Source organism: Streptosporangium sp. H13245, from assembly GCF_055690525.1.
On record NZ_JBSZKT010000022.1, the window covers coordinates 43,841 to 64,922 of the forward strand.

Genomic DNA, 21,082 nt, shown 5'->3' on the forward strand with positions numbered 1-21,082 from the left:
CTTACCGGTCACGCCCCCGGCGAGGGGAGGCGGGAGGCGGTTTCCGGCCGCCGCCGTTCCCGTCTCCCTTCCACGACGGGGACCCGTTCCGGGGCGGAGAAGCGTTTCGTGATGGGGAAGCGTTTCGGGGTGGGGAACCGTTTCGGGGTGGGTAGACGGTGAGCGGCTCGGCGGGGAGCACCGGACCGGGCAGCGAGCGCCCCCGCCCCGGCGCGATCCTCCCGCTCTGCTGCCTCTCGTTCTCGGCGAACCACTCGTAGTTCCTGCCCCGCGGATCCGGCGGCGCGGGAACGTCGCCGTCCAGCCACTCCGGCCGGGTGCGGGGATAGTGCACCGGGAGTTCCGGATTGCCGCGCGACACGGCCAGCACCGCGTCGCGGACCACGGTCAGGGCGGGCGTGCTCTCCACCATGCGGGCGAACGTCTCCCGCGCGCCGTCCAGGACCTTCGTCGCGTCCGTGTCCGGGAGGGCGCCGGAAAGGTCGCGGTAGTACGCCGCGTACTCCGCTCCGGAGTGCAGTTCGGTGTTCGCCTCGTCGACGTCGAGCCGCACGCTGCCGAACCCGAGAGGCCGGCCGAAACCGAGCCGGTGGAAGTGCCCCGGCGGCAGGGTGAGCAGCCAGGCGAGCGCTCCCAGCTCGTGGTCGTCGAGGTCGCGGACCTCCACGGTGAACCGGAAGGTCGTCTCGCGGCGCACCCAGCCGCCGATCGAGCGGTTCTGCGTGTCGCGCTGCTCGGGGGCCGCCGTCAGATAGCGCCTCCCGTCAGGGTCCGGGGCTCCGCCGTCACCGGGCGAGGTGCGGGAGCGGCGGTACTCGCGGTAGTGGCCGCTGACGCGGACCTGCGCGGGATCGAGTTTCCCCTGGCCCTCGCTCCAGTGCTGGCTCCGGTCCAGCCCGGCGTGATGCCAGTACGCCTTCCGGCCGCGAAGTCCCTGACCGGGCTGGTACAGCTTCTCCCTGGGCGTCCCGTCCCTGACCGGCAGGTCGGTTCTGGCCGGGGACTCCGCGAGATAGAAGCGCCCCTGCTGGGGCTTGGGCCCGCCCAGGATCGCGAGCGGCAGTCCGTCGCCGCCGAACCGCTCCACGGCCCGCTCCGCGTCCTGCTCACAGGTGACGGGACCGACGCGCACCCTGCCGCGATAGGCGGCGGGACGTACGCCGGAGCCGTTGGGGGGAGCGACCCAGCCGAACACCCGGTCGGCGGGGGAGAGCCTGTCGTAGGAGGGCGCGGGGGCCAGCGAGTGGTGCAGCAGCTCCGACGGGGAGGCGGGGTAGAGGTCCCTCGGCACCAGGACCGGGTAGAGCCGGTCGACGCGTCCCCCGTCGAGACGGGCGTAGCAGAGCATGCCCCCCTTGAGCCTCTTCCAGGTCTCGTCGTACAGGTGGGGACTCCAGGCGAGCTGTCCCGGACCGGCGCCGACGCGCTCCCCCGGCCCGGCGACGGAGCCGTCCGGGCGCCGCCGCTCGTGCAGTTCCGCGCCGTCGTGCGTGTTTCCGTAGTCGCGGATCAGGTCGTTCCACTGCTTCTCCAGCTCGCTCCACGGCCTGGCCAGCGGAAGTTTCACGAGTTCCCTGCCCGATTCCACGTAGAACAGGCGTTCTGAGGATTTGCCTTCGATGTTGGGGCCGGTGACGTAGGCGATCCCCTCCACCAGCCGCTCCCCGTTCCCCGGGATCAGTTTCTCGGTGGCACCCTTGCGGACGAACCTGCCCACGGTGGTCGCCTTTCCCCGTTCGCTCCTGACCAGTGCCTGGAGCCGTTCCAGATGCCGGGGAGCCTCCTGGCCCTGACGGGGAAAGAGGCTCTCACCGGTCTTCGGGTCGTACATCTCAAGCGTCGCCTGCTGGAACCGGTACAGCACCCCGCCCGCCCCGACGAGGACGGGGACCATGCCCAGGGCGTAGTCGGCGCTGCGGCGGAAGCCCAGCGGGGTGTCGTGCCTGTCGAAAACACCGAACCGGGAGTTGGTGACGGTCTCGTACGCGGCGCGCAGCATGCCCTTGACCGAGGTTGCGGGCAGGTGCGGCCGTCCGTCCCTGAGCCGGACGGGATAGACCAGGTGACCGTCCTTGCCGTCGGCCGGGGGCGTCCCCCGCGTCGTGTCCAGGAGCAGCAACGGCGTCTCGACGGTGAGCGTGACACCGACCCGGCCGGTCCAGCAGCCGGGGCGCAACCGGTCGCGGGCGGGCGGGGAACCGTCGCGCAGCGGCTCGGGCAGGTCGTCCCGGGGAAACGCCGGGACGAACGTGTAGGGGTTCAGGAACTTCGTGGCGCCGCCCATCGAGCGATCTCCTCCCGTCACGCGACCTCCTCCGGCGCGTAGGGTTCGAAGCCGATCAGGCGTTCCTCGGCGACGTAGGCGTTGCCGTGGGTCCTGTCCGCGACGACGTACTCGCGGGCGGCCAGCCGCACCCGGTCCTGGGGGGCATGGGTCGTCATGGGCACGGTGACGGCGCCGATCCGGGCGGAGCGGAGCGTGACCCAGCCGGGCCCGGACGCGGCGACCGGCGCGGCGGGGGCAGGCGCGCGGGCCGACGAGGCGGAAGGCGCGGTGGAAGCGGGGGGCGGCGCGGTGACCTTGCCCCAGACGAGGTAGCGGGCCTCCAGCGTCGTCCCGGCATTCAGGGGATCCACCGGTTCACCGAAGGACGCGGGCAGCAGGCTCCCGTCCTCGGTGAGCACCACCGCGTACCCGGCCTCCACCCAGCGCAGCTCCACCTCCGGGGTGAAGACCCGCGCCTCGTACACGACGGACAGGTCGACGGGGCCGGTCGGGGTGACACAGCCGCGCCCCTCGACGCGGGCCACGTGGTACGCCGAGGGCGCGGTCAGCAGGGCGCATCCCCCCGCGACCCCGGCCGCCTCCAGCGCGTCCGCCAGCGTGACCCCGGTGGCCGCGGCACCGTACAGGACGGTCATCTCGCTCCTTTCTTGTGAGAGTTCGCCAGGTAGTCGGCCCAGGCCCGGGTGACGGGCGAGATCTCCGGCCCGCTCATCGCCCGGGGCAGCGTGACCGGCTCCGGCCACGGGCCTCCGGTCAGGGTGATCTCGGTGACGTCGACGTCGCCGAATCCCCGGTTGACCAGGGCACCGAGCGGGATCCGCCCGTCCGCCAGGTCCCGGAGGGTGAGGAGCAGCAGGGCGAGGCCGGTGTTCCGCTCGGCGCCCAGCCGGGTGAGGTCGACCGAGAGCCGGATGGGCTCCCACTCCACCGCGTGCGGCTCCAGCACGCTGAACAGCCTTCCGTCGGCCGCCCCGCCGGTCCACCGGTCGAGCGCGACGTGGTCGGCCCGCGTCATGCCCAGGTCCTCCAGCCGGTCGCGTACGGAGTCGGCCAGGGCGGGCGACCGCCCCTCTTCCTCCAGGCCCCCGCCGGTGGCCGACTCCCAGAGGGCGTCGGGAACGGTCAGCAGGGCGGTGCACTCCTCCGCCCGCAACGCCCCCGCCCACCGGTCCCCGGCGTCGTCGCGGGCGGAACCGAACAGTGCCCGTACGACACGCAGCTGGTCGAGCTGTGCCCGGAACGCGGCGCTGTGCTCGACGGCGGACGCGGCCGTCTCGGCCGACCGCGCGCCGACGTTCCGCGCGGTGCGTTCCACCAGCTCGGCGTGGCCGCGCAACGCGCCCTTGATGGACCCGCCGGGCAGGACCAGCGTGAGGTGACGGCGGTCGACACGCGTGGTGAGCGGCAACATGTCGACGACCAGGCCCCTCGAACCGGACCTGACCATCACCGGAGCGCGAGGAGTCCACGTGACGCGGACGTCGAGAACCTCCCGGCGGCGCGGAAGCCCCGCGTCGGCGGACCGCAACGACGCGGTCGTCCGGGCCCTGGCCGGGTCGCCGCGCAGCACGGCCATCAGAGCGGCCGGGGAGTCGAACCGGTCCGCGACCAGCTCGAACGGGTCGTCGAGCAGCCGTACCGCTCCCAGCCCCCGGCCCGTCGCCGCGCCGACGCGCACCTCCCCCGCGCTCAACGCGGCGAGCAACGCCCCCATCCGGGCCTCGTCGACGGCCGCGTCGTCCTCCGGGCGCGACTCGACGTCGATCTCCAGCCGGAGGTAGCAGCCCGCGGGCACCACGGTCCTGCCGTACAGGAACTCCTGCGCCGCCGTGCCCGTCACCCGGTCGATGCCCACCGACTGCCGGAACTCCAGGGCCCCGGGGTCGAGGGGACTGGCGGGCAGCCCGTGCTCGTCCAGGCGGTGGTCGGTCGTGACCACCGCGTCGGCGACGATCACTCGGCTGGCGCCGCCTTCCCTGGTTTCCCCGGGCCCCTTGGGCCCTTCGGGAAGGAAACCCCACAGGTCGTCGAGGAGCGGGGAGTCCGCGTCGGCGCCGCGCGACCAGTTTCGCAGGACCCCGGCCAGCGTGGTGCCGGGGACGTAGAGGCGGCCCAGCCCGTCCAGGGCGATCGGCAGCGGCTCGGAAGGATCGTGGCCGAGACCGCCGACGTGCAGCGGCGACTCGGTACGCAGCCAGCCGCGCGCCCGGAGCCTGCCGGTCATGTGCCGTCCCACCCTGGTGGTCATCCCTCGCTCCTCACGCCCGCCGCGACGGCCCCGCCGTTTCGCGCGGTCCTGTCACGACCGTCACCGCCCGTGTCACCGTCCGCGGTACGACGGCCCGCCGCCTCGTCACGGCTGTGCGCGGCCAGGCAGGCGCCGACCAGGACCCGTACCGCCTCGTCGTGGAGTTCGGCCCGCAGGATCGCGGCTCCGTCCCCGGTCACGACGAGGCTCTCCTCCGGCAGGGCGAGCAGTTCCCAGATCGGATCGGGAGTGGTGAGCAGGTCCCGCAGCCGCGACACCGCCGCCGGAGGCCAGTCGGGGCGGCCCGCCCTGTTTCTGGTGAGCCACAGCAGACGGCCCTCGGCACGTCCCCGTGGCAGTTCCCCGACGATCTCCCGCAGCGCGTTGAGCTGCGTGCCGGGCACCCCGGCGGGAATGACCAGCGACCGCCTCTCCCGGTCTCCTCTGATCCGTTCGCAGGCCCGATGGATCTCGGCCCGCCAGGCGGCGCGCTCGAAGAGCCTCGCGGTGTCGTAACCGCCCTCGCCCGGCATGAGGAGTGCGGGCTCGTGCGTTCCGGTAGGCGTGACGGTGAGCACGTCGTCCGGCGGGGCACCGGTTACCGAGGCGACGGCCGTCGGAGCGATGACCGTCGGGACAGCGGCCGAGGGCGAGAGTCCGTACGGCTCCGAGGGCCCGACGGGCCGCAGCAGGAGGTCGTGGTCCAGCTCCACCTGCCCGAACCCCTCGGCCCTGCGCTCCCCCACCCCCGCGGCCCGGACCTCGGCCAGGACGTCCGGGGCGATGGGCCCGCCGGTCACCTCGAAGGTCAGGCAGCTCCCGGCGGCCAGGCCGTACAGGGTAGGGCGGGGCAGGCCCCAGCCGCGATGCCAGCTCTCCGTCCGGTGGACGCCCAGCGCGACGCCGACCCGTCCGTCCCGGCGTCCGGTCACCGGGGTGAGGCTCACCCCGGTGGCGCCCGCCCTGACCAGGGCCTGTTCCAGTGCCCGCCCCACGTCGCCGACCTCCGTACTGGGCCGCAATCTCAGGTCACGGACCAGCAGGTCCGACAGCAGCCAGACCCGCAGCAGACCGCTTCCCGCCTCCGCTCGCCGCCCGTCGGCGACCGGCCGGGCCACGACCCTCACCTGCCCGTAGTCGTCCTTGGAGGACCGGCCGACCCGCCAGCGCCCGTTCAGCCTCCTCTCCCAGCCCTCCTCCAGCACGCCCGCCCTGACGCGCACCTCGGCGCGGAGCACCGTCCCGGCGGCCAGTGCCCGGTAGACGTAGACACCGCCGACGTCCCGGGTGGGCCGCTGGACGTCGTCCCGGATGCTGTTGTGCATGCGCAGCATGGACGGAGGATCGACGACCTCGTGCACGTCCTCACCGTCCGGCACGACGTATCCGCCCCGGTACGGCTTGCCGGACGACACGGCTCCGGCCATCCGGTTCCCGGTCACCACGCCCGGCCTCCCCTTCTCGTGGACGAGGACCCTGGGCACCGGCAACGTACGAACGCCCCCGGCCGACTCCGGGGTGGCGGCCGTGACCAGCAGGTCCCCCGTACGGACCAGGGCGTGCGCGGCGCCGCCGAGCCGCCGGGCCACCTCCGGCATCAGGCACCAGCCAGGAATGTGCTCCGCGCCCTTCACGACGTTGCCCAGGACGGTCGCCGCGGCGAGAACGGCCTCCTCCACCGTGATGACCAGCTCCGCGCGCTCCCAGCCCGCCCGCGCCGGCCGGGGCGCGGGAACGGGCCGGTCCGCGACCGCGTACGCCGGGCCCGACGGGGGTGCCACCACCCGATCGGGGGGCGGCATCGTCCAGACGGGGCCGAACCCGGCCCCTTCGACGGTCATCCTGCACCGCCCCGATCCCCGGCGGCGCTTGCCCCCGATGCCCTCCAGCAGCCGCGCCCCCGCCCCCAGCAGCGCCACGGCGACGTCCCGCTGGTCCCGGTCCAGCTCCGCGAAGCCCTCGATCCGCGCCCGGCCCGTCAGCGTGACCCCCGCGCGGGCCATCTCCTCGAACCGCAGCATCCCCGCCCTGGCGGTACCGGTGCGGGGGTCGATCGCCACCCCCGGCTTGCGGAACGTCGCGGCCCAGGCGACCTGCGGCCTCGCCCGCAGGAGCCGGGCGAGTCTCACGGGAAGCCGCAGGGGGCCCTCGACGACCAGCGCGGCGGGCCGGGGCGCACTCCCGGCGAACCTGCCGCCGAACAGGAAGCCCACCCAGTCGTGCCACACCCCGCCGGGACCGCTGTCCAAGGCGTGCGCCGCCAGCTCGCAGGAGTCGCGCCAGACCCCGACCAGCGTCTTGGCGGGCACGATCGGCGCGGCGGGAGCGGGAGACGCCTTCGTACCGTCCAGACCGTCCTGCCGGACAGTCCCGGCGGCACGGCCCTCGTCCCCGCTCCCACCCTGAGGACCGCTCCCACCTTCGGTGTCGCGCCCGCCCTGGGGACCGTTCCCTGCGCCGCTTCCCCCCTGAGGACCGCTCCCGTCCTCGGTGTCGCGCCCGCCTTGGGGATCGTCCCCCGCGCCGATCCCACCCTGAGGACCGCTCCCACCTTCGGTGTCGCGTCCGCCCTGGGGACCGTTCCCCTCCTCGGGAAGGACAGGTCGGCTCGCCGCCTCTCCGTCTCGCTGGACGAGCCGGTCAGCATACCCCTGAATGCCCGCCCCGGTGCCCACCCGCCAGTCGCTGACCATGAACAGTGAGATCGCGAAACTCCCGGCCTCGTTCATCTCACCGCCTCCTTCGCCTTCAGGAACCGCTGCGCCGTCATCGCGTCCAGCAGGCCCGTCACCTTCCTCGTTCCGTGGACGCGGTCCTCCCACAGCAGCGCGCCCTCCTCCGTCAGCTCCATGAGCGCCCCCCTGCGCTCCGGGTCCCCCTCGAACCGCCGCAGCAGCAGGCCGAACCGGGACGCGGCGACCTCCTCGCCCAGGCACACCCCCTCGCGGAGGTCGTGGGCGGCGCCCCGGGGAATGAGCGGTTCCTCAGAGCCGGGCTCACAACGGCTCAGCGCCCCGATCCGCCGTTCCAGGTCCGCCCAGCGCCGCCCCCGGGCCCGGACGTCGCCGCTGCCCTCCCCCACCAGGTACGGCGAGGCGGATCCTCCCGAACCGCCCGACAGGGTGACCGACGCGCGGATCCGCCTCAGGTCGGGGGCCGCGCTCTCGAACAGCACGACGAACGCGAGCGCGGAGCCCCAGGCCTTGACCTCCTTCGCCTCGACCTCGGTCAGCTTCTCGGCCAGCTCGTACGCGAAGTGGAAGGGGTAGTTGCGCTTGACGATCGCCACACCGGCGCCCGCCCCCAGACTCGCGCGACCGCCTTTCTCCAGCATCGGCCGGAGCAGGGAGTCGTTCGCCGTCTCCTTCTCGAACGCCTCCAGGTAGTGCCGGGTGAAGGGCAACGCCACCTCGCCCGCGCACACCACGGTCAGGTCGTCGCCACCGAGCACCAGCGGCAGGACGGGCAGTGGATCGTCCTCTCCCAGTTCCTCCGCGGTACGGCGCAGCGCCTCGCGGAACGCCCCTTTCCCGCAGCGGTCCACCCCGAGGGAGAACGCCCGCAGCGCGTCCGCGTAGGCGCGGTCGCCCTCGCCCCGGTACGACTCGCTCGTCTTCTGGAAAAGCTCGCCGAGCCCATTGCCGTCGGCGTGCACCACCGCGACCCACTCGGCGTTCAGGCCGAGCTCGTCGACGATCCCCCGCATGGCCCGTCGGCCGGTGTGAGCGTCCTTCACCCGCCGGTCACCACCGGCGTCCTCGGCTTGTCGGCCTGCCGGGACATCCGCGGCTCGCCGAGCCGCGGGGGCGCCCTTCACCAGCGCCAGCCGGTCGAGGGCGGGCCGGTAGGCGGCCAGCTTCGCCATCGCCGCCGCCGACCTCGGCTGTGCGGGCCCTCCCCTCCCCTCGAAGTGGATCGCCGTGGCGGGCAGCCCGCTCGACGCGCAGTCCTCGACCAGCGGCAGCCTCGGGAACCGCGCCTGCGGTCCCGGCCTGGCCTCCCGTACGGCCGCCAGCTCCGTCCGCGCCCTCCCGATCGCGTCGGCCAGCTCACCCGGGACGTACCCGACCACGACACCGCAGACGTCCAGCCCCGGCGCCTCCTTCAGCGCGCGCCGGGTCAGCTCCGTCACCAGCCGCCGCCCGGCCTCCCGCTCCCTGACCAGGACGGTGATCCCGCCCGCGCCCGCGACCAGAAGCTCGGCGTCGTGGCTCTCGACACGCCACCCGCTCTTCACGAAACCGCGGAACACCTTCTCCAGGGCTTCGTCGGCCCAGATCCCGTCCACCCTGGCGATCAGGTCGGACGCCCCGACGATCTCCTGCCGCTTTCCCGAGGAGAAGATGTAGCGCTGGTTGCCCGCCGTACCGATCATGACGACGTACATGGCTCTCCCGCCTCGTCCGTACCGCCCTCGTGTGAGCCGGTCTCGTAGGGATGCGGGATGGCTTTCACCGTGTGGCCGAGCAGCCAGCCCAGCGCGAAGGCGACGCTGGCCGGAGCCGCGATGAACAACCGGGGGCTCAGGGCGGCGTACTGCGGCCTGGCCGTCACCCACGTCCGCCACGCGGCGTAGACATGCCGGATGACCAGCTCGAAGTCGACGGCCGCCTCGGGAAGGTTGGCCGATCCCCCGTCGACGACGAGGGCCGCCCGGCACCGCTCCCGGCGTCCTTCGGTGTCCGCGCAGCCGTCACCCGCCGCCCGCAGCGCCTGGGCGACCATCATCGGGTTGTCCGACAGATGCACCACCAGGGCGACCGCCCGCCCCTCCTCCGCCGCCTCGAACTCCGGCTCCTCGACCACCGTGGCCAGCCGCGCCGCCCGTACGGCCTCCGCCGGGCTCAGCGGCTCCTTCAGCCGCCCGCTGATCCGTACCGCCGTGAAGAAGTCGGACCGGCCGCTCTCCGAACGCTGCGGCAGTACGGGAGCGATGTCCGCCTCCGCTTCCCCCGCCCGCTCCCCCAGGCTGGCGCTGACTCCCCGCAACTCCCGCTGCACGTTGAACTTGAACCGCGTACCCAGCTCGAAGGCGTCGGGCAGCGCGGCGTTGACGTAGAGCGACACCGGCGTGGAGGGGTCGGCCTCCGACAGCTCGGTCAGCCGCGCGGTCACCAGCTCGTAGGCCAGGTCCAGGGTGTCCCTGCGGGCCTCCCGCGCCGCCGCCCGCTCGGCCGCGTCCGCCCCCGGTCCCGCCACCTCGACGTCACGCCGTACGGCGAAGCAGGAGTCGTGGTTGCGCCGGGCGTGGTCGGTGGCCGCGCCGATCCACTGGGCGCTCCACGGCGCCCGCCAGTTCGCTCGCGGCAGGGCGATGACGATGCCCACGCCCTTGCTGCGCTGCTGCCACAGGTTGATACCGGCGAACATCGCGGCCGCGACCACGCACAGCACGGTCAGGAGCAGCCGCTGGTCACCCAGCCAGCCCTTGATCACATCCGGTACGGTCCCGGCGGCCACCGCCGCCGCCACCCCGGCCACCGCCGCCACCATCCACCGAGAGACGCCCTCCCACAGCCCCTTCACCCCGCCCGCCCTCCCTGTTCTTCTTCCGCCTTCACCTAATACAGATGGACGACGGAAAAACAGCAGGTGGAACCCCTGCGGGGGCGACGAGGAACGCGGGTCGGCCCAGGCTTCCCGCCCAGGGTCACGAGCCATCGCCCCCGGCCGCCCGTCGATCGCCCGGGCCGCGCGAACGCGTCGGAAAAGCCGTCGTCCATCTGTAGTAGATGAGAGACGAACCAGGGCGGGAGGGAAAAGGTGAGGTTGCGGATCGAGGTCGCCACGGCGGCCACCGAGCTCGCGTGGGCGAAGGTGCTGGCGCCGGGGCGGTCGCTGGTGTACGACGTGCTCGCCCGGGAGGCTCCGGCGCTCGGGCGGCAGCTGCACAACCACGGAGCGGGGCCGTACGGCATGGTGCCGCTGGGGCATGGGGCGCCGGTGTTCCCGCAGGCGGAGAGGCGGCGGGGAGCGTACGCGGCCGGTGGGCGGGGCTGGGTGGAGCTGGGCAGCCCGCTCTTCGACGTGGTGGCCGTGCTGGCGCAGGGGATCAAGCGGCGGGAGCTGCTGGACTGGGGCGGCGTGGCCTTCCGGGTGCTGAACGTCGTGGCGGTGGAGCCCCCGGGGTTCGAGCCGGGGCGGGGCCGGTTCCGGACGAGTACGCCGGTGGTGATGAAGGGAACCGGCCGCGACGAGTCGGGGCGGCGGACCACCCGCCAGTCCTGGCTGCTGCCGACGGACCCGGAGTTCCCGGTGTTCTTCCAGCGCAACCTGCGCCGGAAGGCCGAGACACTGGGGCTGGACCCGGAGGTGTCGCTGACGGAGATCTCCTGGGTGGGGTCCAAGCGTTCCTTCGCGGTGGGCCAGGGCGCGAAGCCCGGGGCGCCGGTCGAGGTGGAGCTGACCGGGCCGCCGGAGACGCTCCAGGCGATCTGGAGCTGGGGCCTGGGACAGGCGAACGCGGCGGGCTTCGGCTGGGTGACGGCATAGGCGGTCGTCCTGTTCGGCGGTGCCGTGCCCGGGGTGTCGCCCGGTCGCGTCCGGTCCCGCGAGCGGTCCTCGGCCGCACCGCCTCTCGCGGGAGCCAGGGCGAGAGCCAGGCGTGTCAGCCAGGCGCGTCGGCGCGAGGAAGCGCACTCCTCGCGCCGACGCTGGTGCTCAAGGTGGGTCCACCGGCCCGACGCGCTGCTCAGGGCGGGTTCACCGGTCCGACGCGGTACTCAGGGCGGGTTCACCGGCTTCGCGTGGTGTTCACCGAGTCGTTCGGCGATCCTGGCCGCGACCCGCGTCAGGTCGTCCACCGAAGCGTGGTCGGCGGGCTCCTCCTGGTAGGAGGCACCCCAGCGGAAGACAGTCCCGGCGCGGTCGGCCCATACGGTCAGCTCGGCGCTGACCACGAGGCGAGGGTGGCCCTCGTCGTAGGAGATCGCCGGATAGATGCGGTGGGCGTGCAACTCGACGCGCAGGCGCTGCAGGGCGGTGACGGCGGCGGGCCGCCAGGTGGCCGCGTTCAGCCGGTCGTTCACCGGCGTGCCATACGACGGAATCAAGCCAAATCCCTTCGTCCGGTTGAGGGCATATCCCGGGAATTCGTCACCGCGGGCCTGGCGGATGGCTTGGATGCCGAAAAATTTTTTCCGGCGGCCCCGGGCCCGGTTGACCGGGGTGATTGACGGCGGTGAGCGCGGGTGCCACGACGCCGCCGGGCACGGTTCGCCACGGGTCGGGTTTCGCATGAGGCGTCCGGTTCCACGGATCAGGTTTCGCCTGACGCGCCCAAAGCCGAAGGGGGCGTATTTCAAGAGAAGCCAGGAAAGCCGGATGACATTTCCGGCAGGCGCGCGGCCGACCTGAAAACCGGGGTGACCGTCGATCATCGGCCTTTCGCAGGGTGGGAAGAAAAAAGCATGGACGGTCCGGGAGACACCTGGGTGGTGCCCTCGGACCGTCCAGCCTCCGCGTTACCGCGGGACCTCGGATTCAGCGCGGCTCCCGACGTGAACCTGAACCTGATGCGCCGCGAAAACCCCGGCTACAGGAAGTTGCCCCAGTATTCCGGAGTATCCAGCGTTATCGTCCCCGATCCCGTGGGGCGGGGCAGCTGTATCCGGCCGAAGAGCTCGTCACGGTCGTCGTCGTCCTCGTCGAGGAGCGCACGATTCGTGAACCTCGTCCACTCGACGCTGTATCCGCTCTCCTGCGAAGCCCCCTTGGACGCCTGCGCGTTGGTGAACACGATGAGCTCGTCGTCGAACCAGTCGGCACCGTACAGCCAGCCCGCCACCGGGCGGTTCACCATGGCCTGAGCCTGTGCCAGGGTGACGGCCCGGTAGTCCAGGCCGAGGGTGACCTCGTACCGGTCGTTGTTAATCTTGGTGATCGTCAGGCAGATGTTGTACAGGGACGTTGAGCCGCACTCCTGCCTGGCCTCGGCGGGCGTCGCCACAAGGGCGAGCGCGGCCACCGGAATCATGGTGACGCCCAGTACTTTTGCGAGAAGACGCTTTCCCGGACGGTTTTCACGCCGCCGATCATCCTTCTCGACCCCGTGCTTGTTCATCGACTTCCTCTCCTTGACCTTCCGATGTTCATGCCTCCCCCCGGCAGTGGCCCATTGATACGGGACCTTGCTTTCACACCGGTTGCGGAACGCTTGACATCGTTTAATTCGCGAAGAGTCACGCCGAATGGGACCACTACCGTTCGCCCAGATCAGCCCGGCCGTCACAGAGGATCGCAGAATGATTTCAGGGGCATGGGAGCCAATGCGGAAAAGGACCTTGACAGGTTGCACGGAATCCTTTGTGGCCCGTTGACGCATATGTCATACCATGAGCGCTTTCGAGAACGATACGGCCGCCGAGACAGCGGTGCACCGCACCGGAGATCGGGACGCCTTCAGTGGCGGACCGCGGTGAACAGGGCGTAGCCGATCTGGGGGATCTCCCCGAAGCGCCGGTATATCTCCCCGCAGGCGGTGAGCTGCCCGGCGATCTCACCCCCGAGCCGGATGGCGGAGGCCGGGAGAATGTCGCCCACAAGCTGAAGAGATCGGCTGATATTTGCCCATATGTCGTGAAATATCTCGATTTTCAGCCCGGCGCGGTCCATTTCCTCGTAGAACTCGTCGACGGTGGGCAGGAAGTGGACGTCGAAGGCGCGGGAGAAGGTCTCCAGGTCCGCGGCGTCGTCGGCGGCGAGGGGGCCGAGCAGGCACCACTCCCCCACCACGAACCGCCCGCCGGGGCGCAGCACCCGGGCGATCTCACCGAGGGCCGCGGCCGGGTTCTCCATGTGGGCGAGGGACTCGATGGCGTACGCGGCGTCGAAGGAGGCGTCGTCGAAGGGGAGCCACATCGCGTCGGCGAGCTGGAAGTCGGCGTGTCCCTGCCCCTGGCCCGCCTCGGGGCGGGCCTCGGCCAGCCGTACCTGGGACTCGCTCAGGGTGACCCCGGTGACGTGGACGTCGCGCGCCACCGCGATGCGTACGGCGGGCCTGCCGGTGCCCGAGCCCACGTCCAGGACGCGTTCGCCGGGAACGACCTCCAGGCGCTCGGCGACCAGGTCGGTGAGGTGGTCCGTCGCCTGGGCGACGGACGCCTCGTCGTAGTCGTCCGTCCAGTAGCCGACGTGGAGGTTGCCGCCGAACGCGTCGGCGCGGGAATCGGTGAGCTGGTTGTACATCTCGCCGATCACCTCGGGCGAGAGCTTTTCCTGACGGGCCATAACCAACCTGTCTCTCAGGGGCGGTCTGCGTGAAACTCCATGGCGGGAAAGCTCCATGAAAGACGCGCCTGCCTGGGAGCATGCGGCCGTGTGGGACCGCACGGTCACCCACCCGCGACATTTCTTGGAAATCCCGGGACGAATGCTCGCGGTGCGGTGTTCTCGGCGTTCTCGGCGTCACCGCACTTCACTTCGTGCGGTCGCCAGATTACTCAGGCGGCGTCCCGGCGGGTGCCCGGCCGGCACCGCCTGTCCGGTAAACCTTCGGTCATGAGACACCGCCTCCGCGCGGACGCCGGGGAGACTTCCGCCGACGGACCACCCCGCCCCCGGGGTGCTTCGTCCGGTTCGCGTGCCCGGCGGCGGCTCCACCCTCCGGCCCCCGCGAGACCTCCGGCCACCGCGAGACGCTCAGCCGGTCTTGCCGTCGTCCATCCTCGCCTCCTCCAGGAGCACCAGGGCCAGGCTGTCGGCGGCGTCGACGCGGCCGAGGGCACCGGCGGCACCGGCCATCGCGGCGCGGGCCTGCGGGTCCCGCAGGAGGGCGTCGAGCTCGGCCAGGAGGTGGTCGGCGGTGGGGCCGTCCTCCAGGAGCGCGCGGGCGGCGCCCGCCTCGGCGAGGTAGCGGGCGTTCTGGCGCTGCTCGTCGGCGGCGGAGGGCACCAGGGGGATGAGGACGGACGGCTTGCCCACCGCGGTCAGCTCGGCGACCGTCCCCGCCCCGCTGCGGGAGACCACGACGTCGGCGGCGGCGAACACGTCGGCCAGCTCGGCGCCGACGTACGGAACCGGGCGGTAGCGGTCGCGCAACCCCACGGGAAGCCCCGCTGCGGTACGGGTGAGCTGGGCGATCCAGCCGGGGCCGCACTGGTGGATCACCTGCGCGCGGCCGAGCAGCGCGGGCAGGATCGCCTCGATCATGGTGTTGATCTGGCGGCTCCCCTGGGCGCCGCCGGTCACGTAGACCATGGGCAGGTCGGCCGCGAGCCCGAAATGGCGCCGTCCCGCGTCGACGTTGCCGCGCAGCAGGTGGGGGCGGACCGGGTTGCCGGTGACGACGGCCCGGTCGCGCACGCTCGCGGGCAGGTGCTCGATCGAGGAGGGGTGGGTCAGCGCGATCCGCCGGGCGAAGCGCGACAGGATGCGGTTGGCCAGGCCGAGCGAGGTGATCTGCTCGTGCATGACCAGCGGCCTGCCCAGCACCCGTGAGGCGACGCCCAGCGGCACGCACACATACCCGCCGGTCGACAGCACCACGTCGGGGCGGTAGCGGGCGGCGATGCCGAAGGCCTGGAACACGCCGACCGGGATCCGGAACATGTCCGCGAGGTTGGTGGCCAGCTCTCGCGGGTTGGGTGAGCGCCTGAGCTTCCCCGCCGTGATGGCGCGGAACGGGATGCCGTGCTCCGCCGCGACGCGGGCCTCCAGGCCGGCCGCCGTACCGACCCAGAGCACGTCCAGGTCGAGCCCCCGCGCGGCGGCGTGGTCGCGCAGGGCCGCGACGGTGGTCAGCGCGGGGTAGGTGTGCCCACCGGTCCCGCCTCCGGTGACGAGCAACCGCAGGGTCCGGCGATTTCCGGCCTTCATATGTCTGTCCATCCTTCCGATGTCACGCTGGTCCGTGCCCGGTCCCCGCCCGGCACCCTCTCGGGTCCGTACTCGGTCGCCGCCCGGTCCATGTTCGGGTCCGTGCTCGGTCCGCGTTCACGCCCGTGCCCGGTTCGTGCTCAGATTCACGCCCGGTCCCTGGGTGGGCCCGCGCGCCGTGTGTCCAGATTCGCGCCCGGTGCCCGGGTGGGTCCGCGCGCCGTGTGTCCAAGTTCACGCCCGGCCCGTGGGCGGGTCCGCGCGCTGTGTGTCCAGGTTCACATTCGGCCCGTTTTCTCAGGCCGGGCCGGAGTGCTCAGGGGCCTCGGGCACGGTACCCGAGGTCCCGGTGAAGATCCACTTTGCCCTTCGTCGCCACGCGGTCGCACCCGGTGGTTTCCCGACACGCCCGCCATCCGGCGGCGTCATCCGAACGGCTTTCGGAATTCGTCGCGATGAGTACGGTATGTGACATGGATCTGACGGATGAGCATTTCTCCGGGGCGTCGGAGCGTCTCGGTGACGCGTTGACGGTGCTCCGGCAGCGGGCCGGGGCGGGCGCGGAGGCGCTGGACTATTTTGGCGACCTCGCGGAGGAGCTGCATCCGATCGGATCCTGGTTACGCCGACCGGCCCAGGCCGGGGAGTGGCCGCACCACATCATGCCTCCCGTGTACGGCCTGTTGTTCGCGCAGGCGTGGTCGCTGGCGTTTCCCGGCGAGACGCCCTCGGTCTTCCCCGACGGCGCGGAACGGACGGAGTCGGGGTGGATCGTGCACCGGGCCACGATCTGGTTCGGCGACACGTACGTTCCCGGCGGGCTCGACGTGAAGGCCCCGCTGATCGTGATCGGCGGGCTGGCGGTGGAGGGGCTCCTCGACGACGGCGACGTCTCGGAGGGCTACCTCGCGGTCGCCGGCGACCTGCGGGCCCGCGCGATCCACAGCGCCGCGGACCACCTGGTGCTCGGCACCATCGCCGCGGGAGTGATCTTCTGTTCGGGCAACGACGGGGTCCTCATCGCGGGCGGGGACATCGTGGCGGACCTGTTCGTGCCCGCCGAGCACGCGTACGAGCACTACGGCCTGCTGCGGGCCGGGGTCATCGGCGCCGGTGACCGCGCCGACATCGTGGCCGAGCGGCTGGCGCCGTGGCTGCCCTCGGGCTACGTCCGGCTCGGCGGGCAGGGCGCGCCGGTGGACAGGTGGCGGGTGCTGCAGGAGGCCGCCGCGGGGCGGTCACCGGTGCTCGCCCAGCCCCGGCCGGTGATACTCCCGCCTCCGGCGCTCCTGCTGTCGGCCCTGGCCGCGCCCTCCGGGGTGGAGGAGCTCGACCTGTCCGGCAGCCGCCTGCACCGCGTCCCCGAGGACATCTCGGCCCTCACCTCGCTGACCCGGCTGGACCTGGAGCACACGCCGCTGACCGGCCTGGACGGCATCGAGGGTCTCCGTACCCTGGAGCACCTGTCGATCAGGAACACGCCCGTGCGGTCGCTGGCCCCGCTCCAGGCGCTGAAGGACCTGCGCCACCTCGACGTCTCCTACTGCGACGACGTCCAGGACTGGGCCGTGCTCCTCGACATGCCCGCGCTCGACACCCTCATCGCGCACGGCTGCTCCCTGCCCTCCTACGTACGCGCCCAGCTCGTCACCAGGCTCGGAGAGCGGATCATCGGGCAGAGTCCCGGCCCGATCGGCTGACCGGCCACCAGGGCGAGCGGGACGAGCGGGGCGGAAGGTGGCTGCGGCAGGGGCGTGCGCGGACGTTCCATGGCGGCCACCTCCGGGTCGCGGTGTGCGGGGGCGTGACGCCATCCTGCCCTGACGAAGAGCGTTAGGAAAGCTTCCTAACGAATAATTTTTCTCAGGCGGGCAAGGGAATCGGGGTCTTGCATGACAGGCCCACTCCACCTAACGTCACGTCTCACGTTAGGAAACTTTCCTAATAAAGCGCCATGACGTGTCCACCCCCCACGCAAGGAGCGATGATGCGGCGCACCACCCCAGCCCTGGTGCTGACCGGGCTGCTGACGTTACTGTTCACCCTGCTCGTCCCGTCCGCCGCGCACGCGGACACCGCGACGTTCACCAAGGCGCAGGATTGGGGCAGCGGCTACAGCGGCCAGTACACGGTCAAGAACACCGGGACCGTCACGCTGAACGGCTGGACGGTCTCCTTCGACCTCCCGTCGGGAACGAGCCTCGGCACGTACTGGGACTCCCTGATGACCAGCAGCGGCAGCCGCTACACCTTCAAAAACCGTGAGTACAACGGCACCCTGGCCCCCGGGGCGAGCACCACCTTCGGCTTCACCGCCTCCGGTTCCGGCTCGCCGGTCAACTGCACGCTCAACGGCGCCCCCTGCGGCGGCGGGCAGAACCCCGGCGACACCACGCCGCCGAGCGTGCCGTCCTCCCCGCGCGGCACCGGCACGACGTCCGCCTCCATCAGCCTGGCCTGGAACGCCTCGACCGACAACAGCGGCACGGTCAAGGACTACCGGGTCTACGAGGGCTCCGCCGTGGTCGCCACCGTGACCGGCACGGCCGCCACGATCTCGGGCCTGGCCGCCTCGACCACCCACACCTACACCGTCACCGCCCGCGACGCCGCGAACAACGAGTCGGCGAGAAGCGCGTCCGTCACGGCGACGACCCAGGCGGGCGGCGGCGGTGGCGGCACGCCGGTCGCGGCCAACGGCCAGCTGCGGGTCTGCGGCACCAAGCTGTGCAACAAGAACGGCAAGCAGATCCAGCTGCGCGGCATGAGCACCCACGGCCTGCAGTGGTACCGGCAGTGCGTCACGCCCGCCTCGCTGACCGCGCTCGCGACCGACTGGAAGGCCGACGTCGTCCGCCTGTCCACGTACGTCCAGGAGGGCGGCTACGAGACGAACCCGCGGATGTTCACCGACCTCGCGCACACGCTCATCGAGCAGGTCAGCGCGCAGGGCATGTACGTCATCGTGGACTGGCACATGCTCACCCCCGGCGACCCCAACTACAACCTCGCCCGCGCCAGGACCTTCTTCACCGAGATCGCCCAGCGGCACGCCGCCAGGCCGAACATCCTCTACGAGGTCGCCAACGAGCCGAGCGGCGTGAGCTGGAGCACCATCAAGAGCTACGCCGAGCAGATCATCCCGGTGATCCGGGCGCAGGACCCCGACGGGATCGTCCTGGTCGGCACCCGCGCCTGGTCCTCGCTCGGGGTGTCGGAGGGCGCCTCGGAGACCGAGGTGACGGGCAACCCGGTCAACGCCTCGAACATCATGTACACCTTCCACTTCTACGCGGCCTCGCACGACACCGAGTACCTCGACACGCTGTCCCGCGCGGCCGACCGCATCCCCATGTTCGTCACCGAGTTCGGCACGCAGAACTACGCCGGCGAGGAGGCCAACGACTTCGCCATGTCCCAGCGCTACCTCGACCTCATGGCGAGCAAGAAGATCAGCTGGGTGAACTGGAACTTCTCCGACGACAACCGCTCCGGCGCGGTCTTCAAGACCGGGACGTGCGCCGCGAACGGCCCCTGGACCGGCACCGCGCCGCTGAAGGAGGCCGGCGTCTGGATCCGTGACCGGATCCGCACCGCCGACGACTTCTGACAGCACGGAACGGGAAAGAACCGGAGTGATTTCAGAGGGAGACCGGCGCGGAGCCGGTCTCCCTCCTCCGCGGCTCCGGTGAAGCGCCGGTACAGGCCCCGGCCGTCGAGAACCCTGACCACCTCCCCGCGAGCACGACCGGCACCGGCGGCTCACGGCTCACGGACGACAGGCGAGCGGCATCCGGCCGTACTCGTGGGTGCGAAAAGGACGTCCGGGCACGACCACCCCGGTTTTCCCCCGGTTCTGCGTCATCGACCTCAGCCACGGCTGAGCCACCGGTAGCCGGAACGGCTCCCTACACGGCTCCGGCGGGCGAGCGGTCGGTGGCGATGCGGAGGGCGAGCCCGCCGAGCACGGCGCCCATCAGATAGCGCTGCACGCGCATCCAGGTGGGCCGCCCGCCGAGGAAGGTCGCGACCGAGCCCGCGGTCAGCACGATCAGCGCGTTGACCGACAGGGCGACGACGATCTGGGTGACGCCCAGCAGCAGGCTCTGCGTACCGACGTCACCGCGCGAGGGATCGACGAACTGCGGCAGCAACGACACGTACAGGATGGCGATCTTGGGGTTGAGCAGGTTGGTGACCAGCCCCATGGAGAACAGCCGCCTGGGCGGGTCCACGGGAAGGGCGCCGGGCGCGAAGATCGGCTGGGCGCCGGGCCGGATCGTCCTCCAGGCCAGCCACAGCAGGTACGCGGCACCCGCGAACTTGATCGCGACGTAGACGGCGGGCACCATCGCGAAGATCGTGGCGATCCCGGCCACCGCCGCCAGCAGGTAGACCAGGAAGCCCGCCGCGACGCCCGCCAGCGAGATCATTCCGGCCAGGCGCCCCTGCGCCACCGATCGCGACACCAGGTAGATCATGTTGGGTCCGGGGGTGAGCACCAGGCCGAGGGCGACGGCGGCGATGCCGGTGAGGGCGCTGATGGAGATCATGGGCCCATCATCGAGGGTCTCCCGCGCCAAAAGAACAGCCAATTTCCGGAATTGGCATGGAGGAGCGCCGGGGACGCCAGGCGGGCCGGTTACGACACCGGCCATACACCGACAAATCCCTCTATAGCCGGATTTTTTGCTATCTATCAGTGCATGCGATACATCATCATCGGCGCCGGGGCCGTCGGCGGGGCGATCGGCGGGCGGCTGTTCGCCTCCGGGCACGACGTCGTGCTCGTGGCGCGCGGCGCGCACCACGAGGCGCTGCGCGACGGCGGGCTGCGGCTCGCGACGCCCGGCGGCACGTTCACGCTGCCGATCCCGGCCGTCGACCGGCCGGAGGCGATCGAGCTGCGGCCCGGCGACGTCCTCGTCCTGGCGGTGAAGACCCAGGACAGCTCCGCGTCGCTGGACGCGTGGGCCGGGCGCCCGGTGTCCGGCGGGGGAACCGCGGGCGAGACGCTGCCGCTGGTCTGCGCGCAGAACGCGGTGGAGAACGAGCGCCTGGCCCTGCGGCGCTTCCGGCGGGTGTACGGGATGTGCGTCTGGCTACCGGCGACGCACCTGGAACCGGGAAGGATCGCGGCCCCCGGTGCGCCGAAGACCGGCATCCTGCACCTCGGGCGCTACCCGTCGGGCACCGGCCGGACCGTGGAGGAGATCTCGGCCGACCTGGAGGAGTCGACGTTCCTGGCGCCGGTCGTCCCGGACGTGATGCGCTGGAAGTACGCCAAGCTGCTGGCCAACCTGGGCAACGCGCTGGAGGCGATCTGCGGCCCGATCCAGGACGGGAGTGACGCGCTCGACCTGCACCGGCGCGCGACGGCGGAGGGCGCGTCGGTGCTCGACGCCGCCGGGATCGCGTACACGGGCCAGGAGGAGCAGACCCGGACACGGGGCGACCTGATGCGGCTGATGCCGATCGACGGCGTGGAGAGGGGCGGCGGGTCGTCGTGGCAGAGCCTGGCCCGCTCCGCGGGGTCGATCGAGTCCGACTACCTCAACGGGGAGATCGTCCTGCTGGGCCGGCTCCACGGGGTCGAGACACCGGTCAACCTGACCCTGCAGCGGGTGGCGAACACGTTCGCCCGCGAGCGCAGGCCCCCGGGAAGCATGCCCGTCTCCGAACTGCTGGACCTCGTCGGTCCCTGAACTCACCTCGTCATGCCCCTTGACGCA

15 protein-coding genes and 1 pseudogene are annotated in these 21,082 nt (G+C 71.9%); 5 read left to right on the forward strand and 11 right to left on the reverse strand.

Features of this window, described 5'->3' with window-relative positions:
* Window position 1: 1 nt before the first annotated feature.
* The 6 genes from ACW9TB_RS25950 to ACW9TB_RS25975 are packed head-to-tail and all read right to left on the reverse strand — an operon-like array spanning window position 2 to window position 10,061.
* Window positions 2-2,305: a TIGR03986 family type III CRISPR-associated RAMP protein gene (locus tag ACW9TB_RS25950; RefSeq protein ID WP_472750665.1), complete on the reverse strand. Its 2,304-nt coding sequence runs from the start codon at window positions 2,303-2,305 to the stop codon at window positions 2-4.
* Window positions 2,302-2,922: a type III-D CRISPR-associated protein Csx19 gene (csx19, locus tag ACW9TB_RS25955; protein ID WP_472750666.1), complete on the reverse strand. Its 621-nt coding sequence runs from the start codon at window positions 2,920-2,922 to the stop codon at window positions 2,302-2,304. The genes ACW9TB_RS25950 and csx19 overlap by 4 nt, the downstream gene beginning before the upstream one ends.
* On the reverse strand, window positions 2,919-4,535 hold the full coding sequence (locus ACW9TB_RS25960; protein ID WP_472750667.1) for an RAMP superfamily CRISPR-associated protein: 1,617 nt from the start codon (window positions 4,533-4,535) through the stop codon (window positions 2,919-2,921). Before ACW9TB_RS25960 ends, csx19 begins: the two co-directional genes overlap by 4 nt.
* On the reverse strand, window positions 4,532-7,264 hold the full coding sequence (locus ACW9TB_RS25965) for an RAMP superfamily CRISPR-associated protein (RefSeq protein ID WP_472750668.1): 2,733 nt from the start codon (window positions 7,262-7,264) through the stop codon (window positions 4,532-4,534). The genes ACW9TB_RS25960 and ACW9TB_RS25965 overlap by 4 nt, the downstream gene beginning before the upstream one ends.
* Complete coding sequence (locus ACW9TB_RS25970; RefSeq protein ID WP_472750669.1) at window positions 7,261-8,922, reverse strand: Cas10/Cmr2 second palm domain-containing protein; 1,662 nt, start codon at window positions 8,920-8,922, stop codon at window positions 7,261-7,263. The genes ACW9TB_RS25965 and ACW9TB_RS25970 overlap by 4 nt, the downstream gene beginning before the upstream one ends.
* Window positions 8,907-10,061 (reverse strand): hypothetical protein, encoded by a 1,155-nt coding sequence (locus ACW9TB_RS25975; protein ID WP_472750670.1) that lies wholly within the window; start codon window positions 10,059-10,061, stop codon window positions 8,907-8,909. Before ACW9TB_RS25975 ends, ACW9TB_RS25970 begins: the two co-directional genes overlap by 16 nt.
* A gap of 237 nt (window positions 10,062-10,298) precedes the next feature.
* On the opposite strand from ACW9TB_RS25975, the gene ACW9TB_RS25980 reads away from it, so the two are divergent.
* A complete protein-coding gene (locus tag ACW9TB_RS25980) occupies window positions 10,299-11,027 on the forward strand; it encodes a CRISPR-associated endoribonuclease Cas6 (protein WP_472750671.1) in 729 nt (242 codons plus the stop codon).
* Between the two features lie 230 nt (window positions 11,028-11,257).
* On the opposite strand, the gene ACW9TB_RS25985 is transcribed toward ACW9TB_RS25980, so the two are convergent.
* From ACW9TB_RS25985 to ACW9TB_RS26000, 4 genes are all read right to left on the reverse strand, one after another.
* Entirely contained in the window at window positions 11,258-11,587 is a 330-nt protein-coding gene (locus tag ACW9TB_RS25985) for a hypothetical protein (RefSeq protein WP_472750672.1), read from the reverse strand.
* A 482-nt stretch (window positions 11,588-12,069) separates the two neighbouring features.
* A complete protein-coding gene (locus tag ACW9TB_RS25990; protein ID WP_472750673.1) occupies window positions 12,070-12,597 on the reverse strand; it encodes a hypothetical protein in 528 nt (175 codons plus the stop codon).
* 338 nt (window positions 12,598-12,935) lie between these two features.
* The gene (locus ACW9TB_RS25995) at window positions 12,936-13,763 is read right to left on the reverse strand and encodes an SAM-dependent methyltransferase (protein WP_472750674.1); all 828 of its coding nucleotides are present in this window, start codon (window positions 13,761-13,763) and stop codon (window positions 12,936-12,938) included.
* A gap of 411 nt (window positions 13,764-14,174) precedes the next feature.
* Window positions 14,175-15,350: a UDP-N-acetylglucosamine--N-acetylmuramyl-(pentapeptide) pyrophosphoryl-undecaprenol N-acetylglucosamine transferase gene (locus ACW9TB_RS26000; protein ID WP_472750675.1), complete on the reverse strand. Its 1,176-nt coding sequence runs from the start codon at window positions 15,348-15,350 to the stop codon at window positions 14,175-14,177.
* 473 nt (window positions 15,351-15,823) lie between these two features.
* On the opposite strand from ACW9TB_RS26000, the gene ACW9TB_RS26005 reads away from it, so the two are divergent.
* The 3 genes and pseudogenes from ACW9TB_RS26005 (at window position 15,824) to ACW9TB_RS26015 (ending at window position 18,960) form a co-directional block, all read left to right on the forward strand.
* The gene (locus tag ACW9TB_RS26005; RefSeq protein ID WP_472750676.1) at window positions 15,824-17,050 is read left to right on the forward strand and encodes a leucine-rich repeat domain-containing protein; all 1,227 of its coding nucleotides are present in this window, start codon (window positions 15,824-15,826) and stop codon (window positions 17,048-17,050) included.
* Window positions 17,051-17,337: 287 nt separating this feature from the next.
* Window positions 17,338-17,703 (forward strand): annotated as a pseudogene (locus ACW9TB_RS26010) (cellulose binding domain-containing protein); the annotation flags it as partial.
* Between the two features lie 51 nt (window positions 17,704-17,754).
* Window positions 17,755-18,960: a cellulase family glycosylhydrolase gene (locus ACW9TB_RS26015; RefSeq protein WP_472750727.1), complete on the forward strand. Its 1,206-nt coding sequence runs from the start codon at window positions 17,755-17,757 to the stop codon at window positions 18,958-18,960.
* A 298-nt stretch (window positions 18,961-19,258) separates the two neighbouring features.
* On the opposite strand, the gene ACW9TB_RS26020 is transcribed toward ACW9TB_RS26015, so the two are convergent.
* Window positions 19,259-19,903 (reverse strand): LysE family translocator, encoded by a 645-nt coding sequence (locus ACW9TB_RS26020; RefSeq protein ID WP_472750677.1) that lies wholly within the window; start codon window positions 19,901-19,903, stop codon window positions 19,259-19,261.
* A 153-nt stretch (window positions 19,904-20,056) separates the two neighbouring features.
* On the opposite strand from ACW9TB_RS26020, the gene ACW9TB_RS26025 reads away from it, so the two are divergent.
* Window positions 20,057-21,055 (forward strand): ketopantoate reductase family protein, encoded by a 999-nt coding sequence (locus tag ACW9TB_RS26025; RefSeq protein WP_472750678.1) that lies wholly within the window; start codon window positions 20,057-20,059, stop codon window positions 21,053-21,055.
* Window positions 21,056-21,082 lie beyond the last annotated feature (27 nt).

What these genes read in the sequence shown, in the direction of transcription:
- csx19 (WP_472750666.1), bottom strand. Translation starts at nt 2,922, where the DNA reads ATGACCGTCCTGTACGGTGCCGCGGCCACCGGGGTCACGCTGGCGGAC.
- ACW9TB_RS25960 (WP_472750667.1), bottom strand. Translation starts at nt 4,535, where the DNA reads ATGACCACCAGGGTGGGACGGCACATGACCGGCAGGCTCCGGGCGCGC.
- ACW9TB_RS25965 (WP_472750668.1), bottom strand. Translation starts at nt 7,264, where the DNA reads ATGAACGAGGCCGGGAGTTTCGCGATCTCACTGTTCATGGTCAGCGAC.
- ACW9TB_RS25970 (WP_472750669.1), bottom strand. Translation starts at nt 8,922, where the DNA reads ATGTACGTCGTCATGATCGGTACGGCGGGCAACCAGCGCTACATCTTC.
- ACW9TB_RS25990 (WP_472750673.1), bottom strand. Translation starts at nt 12,597, where the DNA reads ATGAACAAGCACGGGGTCGAGAAGGATGATCGGCGGCGTGAAAACCGT.
- ACW9TB_RS25995 (WP_472750674.1), bottom strand. Translation starts at nt 13,763, where the DNA reads ATGGCCCGTCAGGAAAAGCTCTCGCCCGAGGTGATCGGCGAGATGTAC.
- ACW9TB_RS26000 (WP_472750675.1), bottom strand. Translation starts at nt 15,350, where the DNA reads ATGAAGGCCGGAAATCGCCGGACCCTGCGGTTGCTCGTCACCGGAGGC.
- ACW9TB_RS26005 (WP_472750676.1), top strand. Translation starts at nt 15,824, where the DNA reads ATGGATCTGACGGATGAGCATTTCTCCGGGGCGTCGGAGCGTCTCGGT.
- ACW9TB_RS26020 (WP_472750677.1), bottom strand. Translation starts at nt 19,903, where the DNA reads ATGATCTCCATCAGCGCCCTCACCGGCATCGCCGCCGTCGCCCTCGGC.
- ACW9TB_RS26025 (WP_472750678.1), top strand. Translation starts at nt 20,057, where the DNA reads ATGCGATACATCATCATCGGCGCCGGGGCCGTCGGCGGGGCGATCGGC.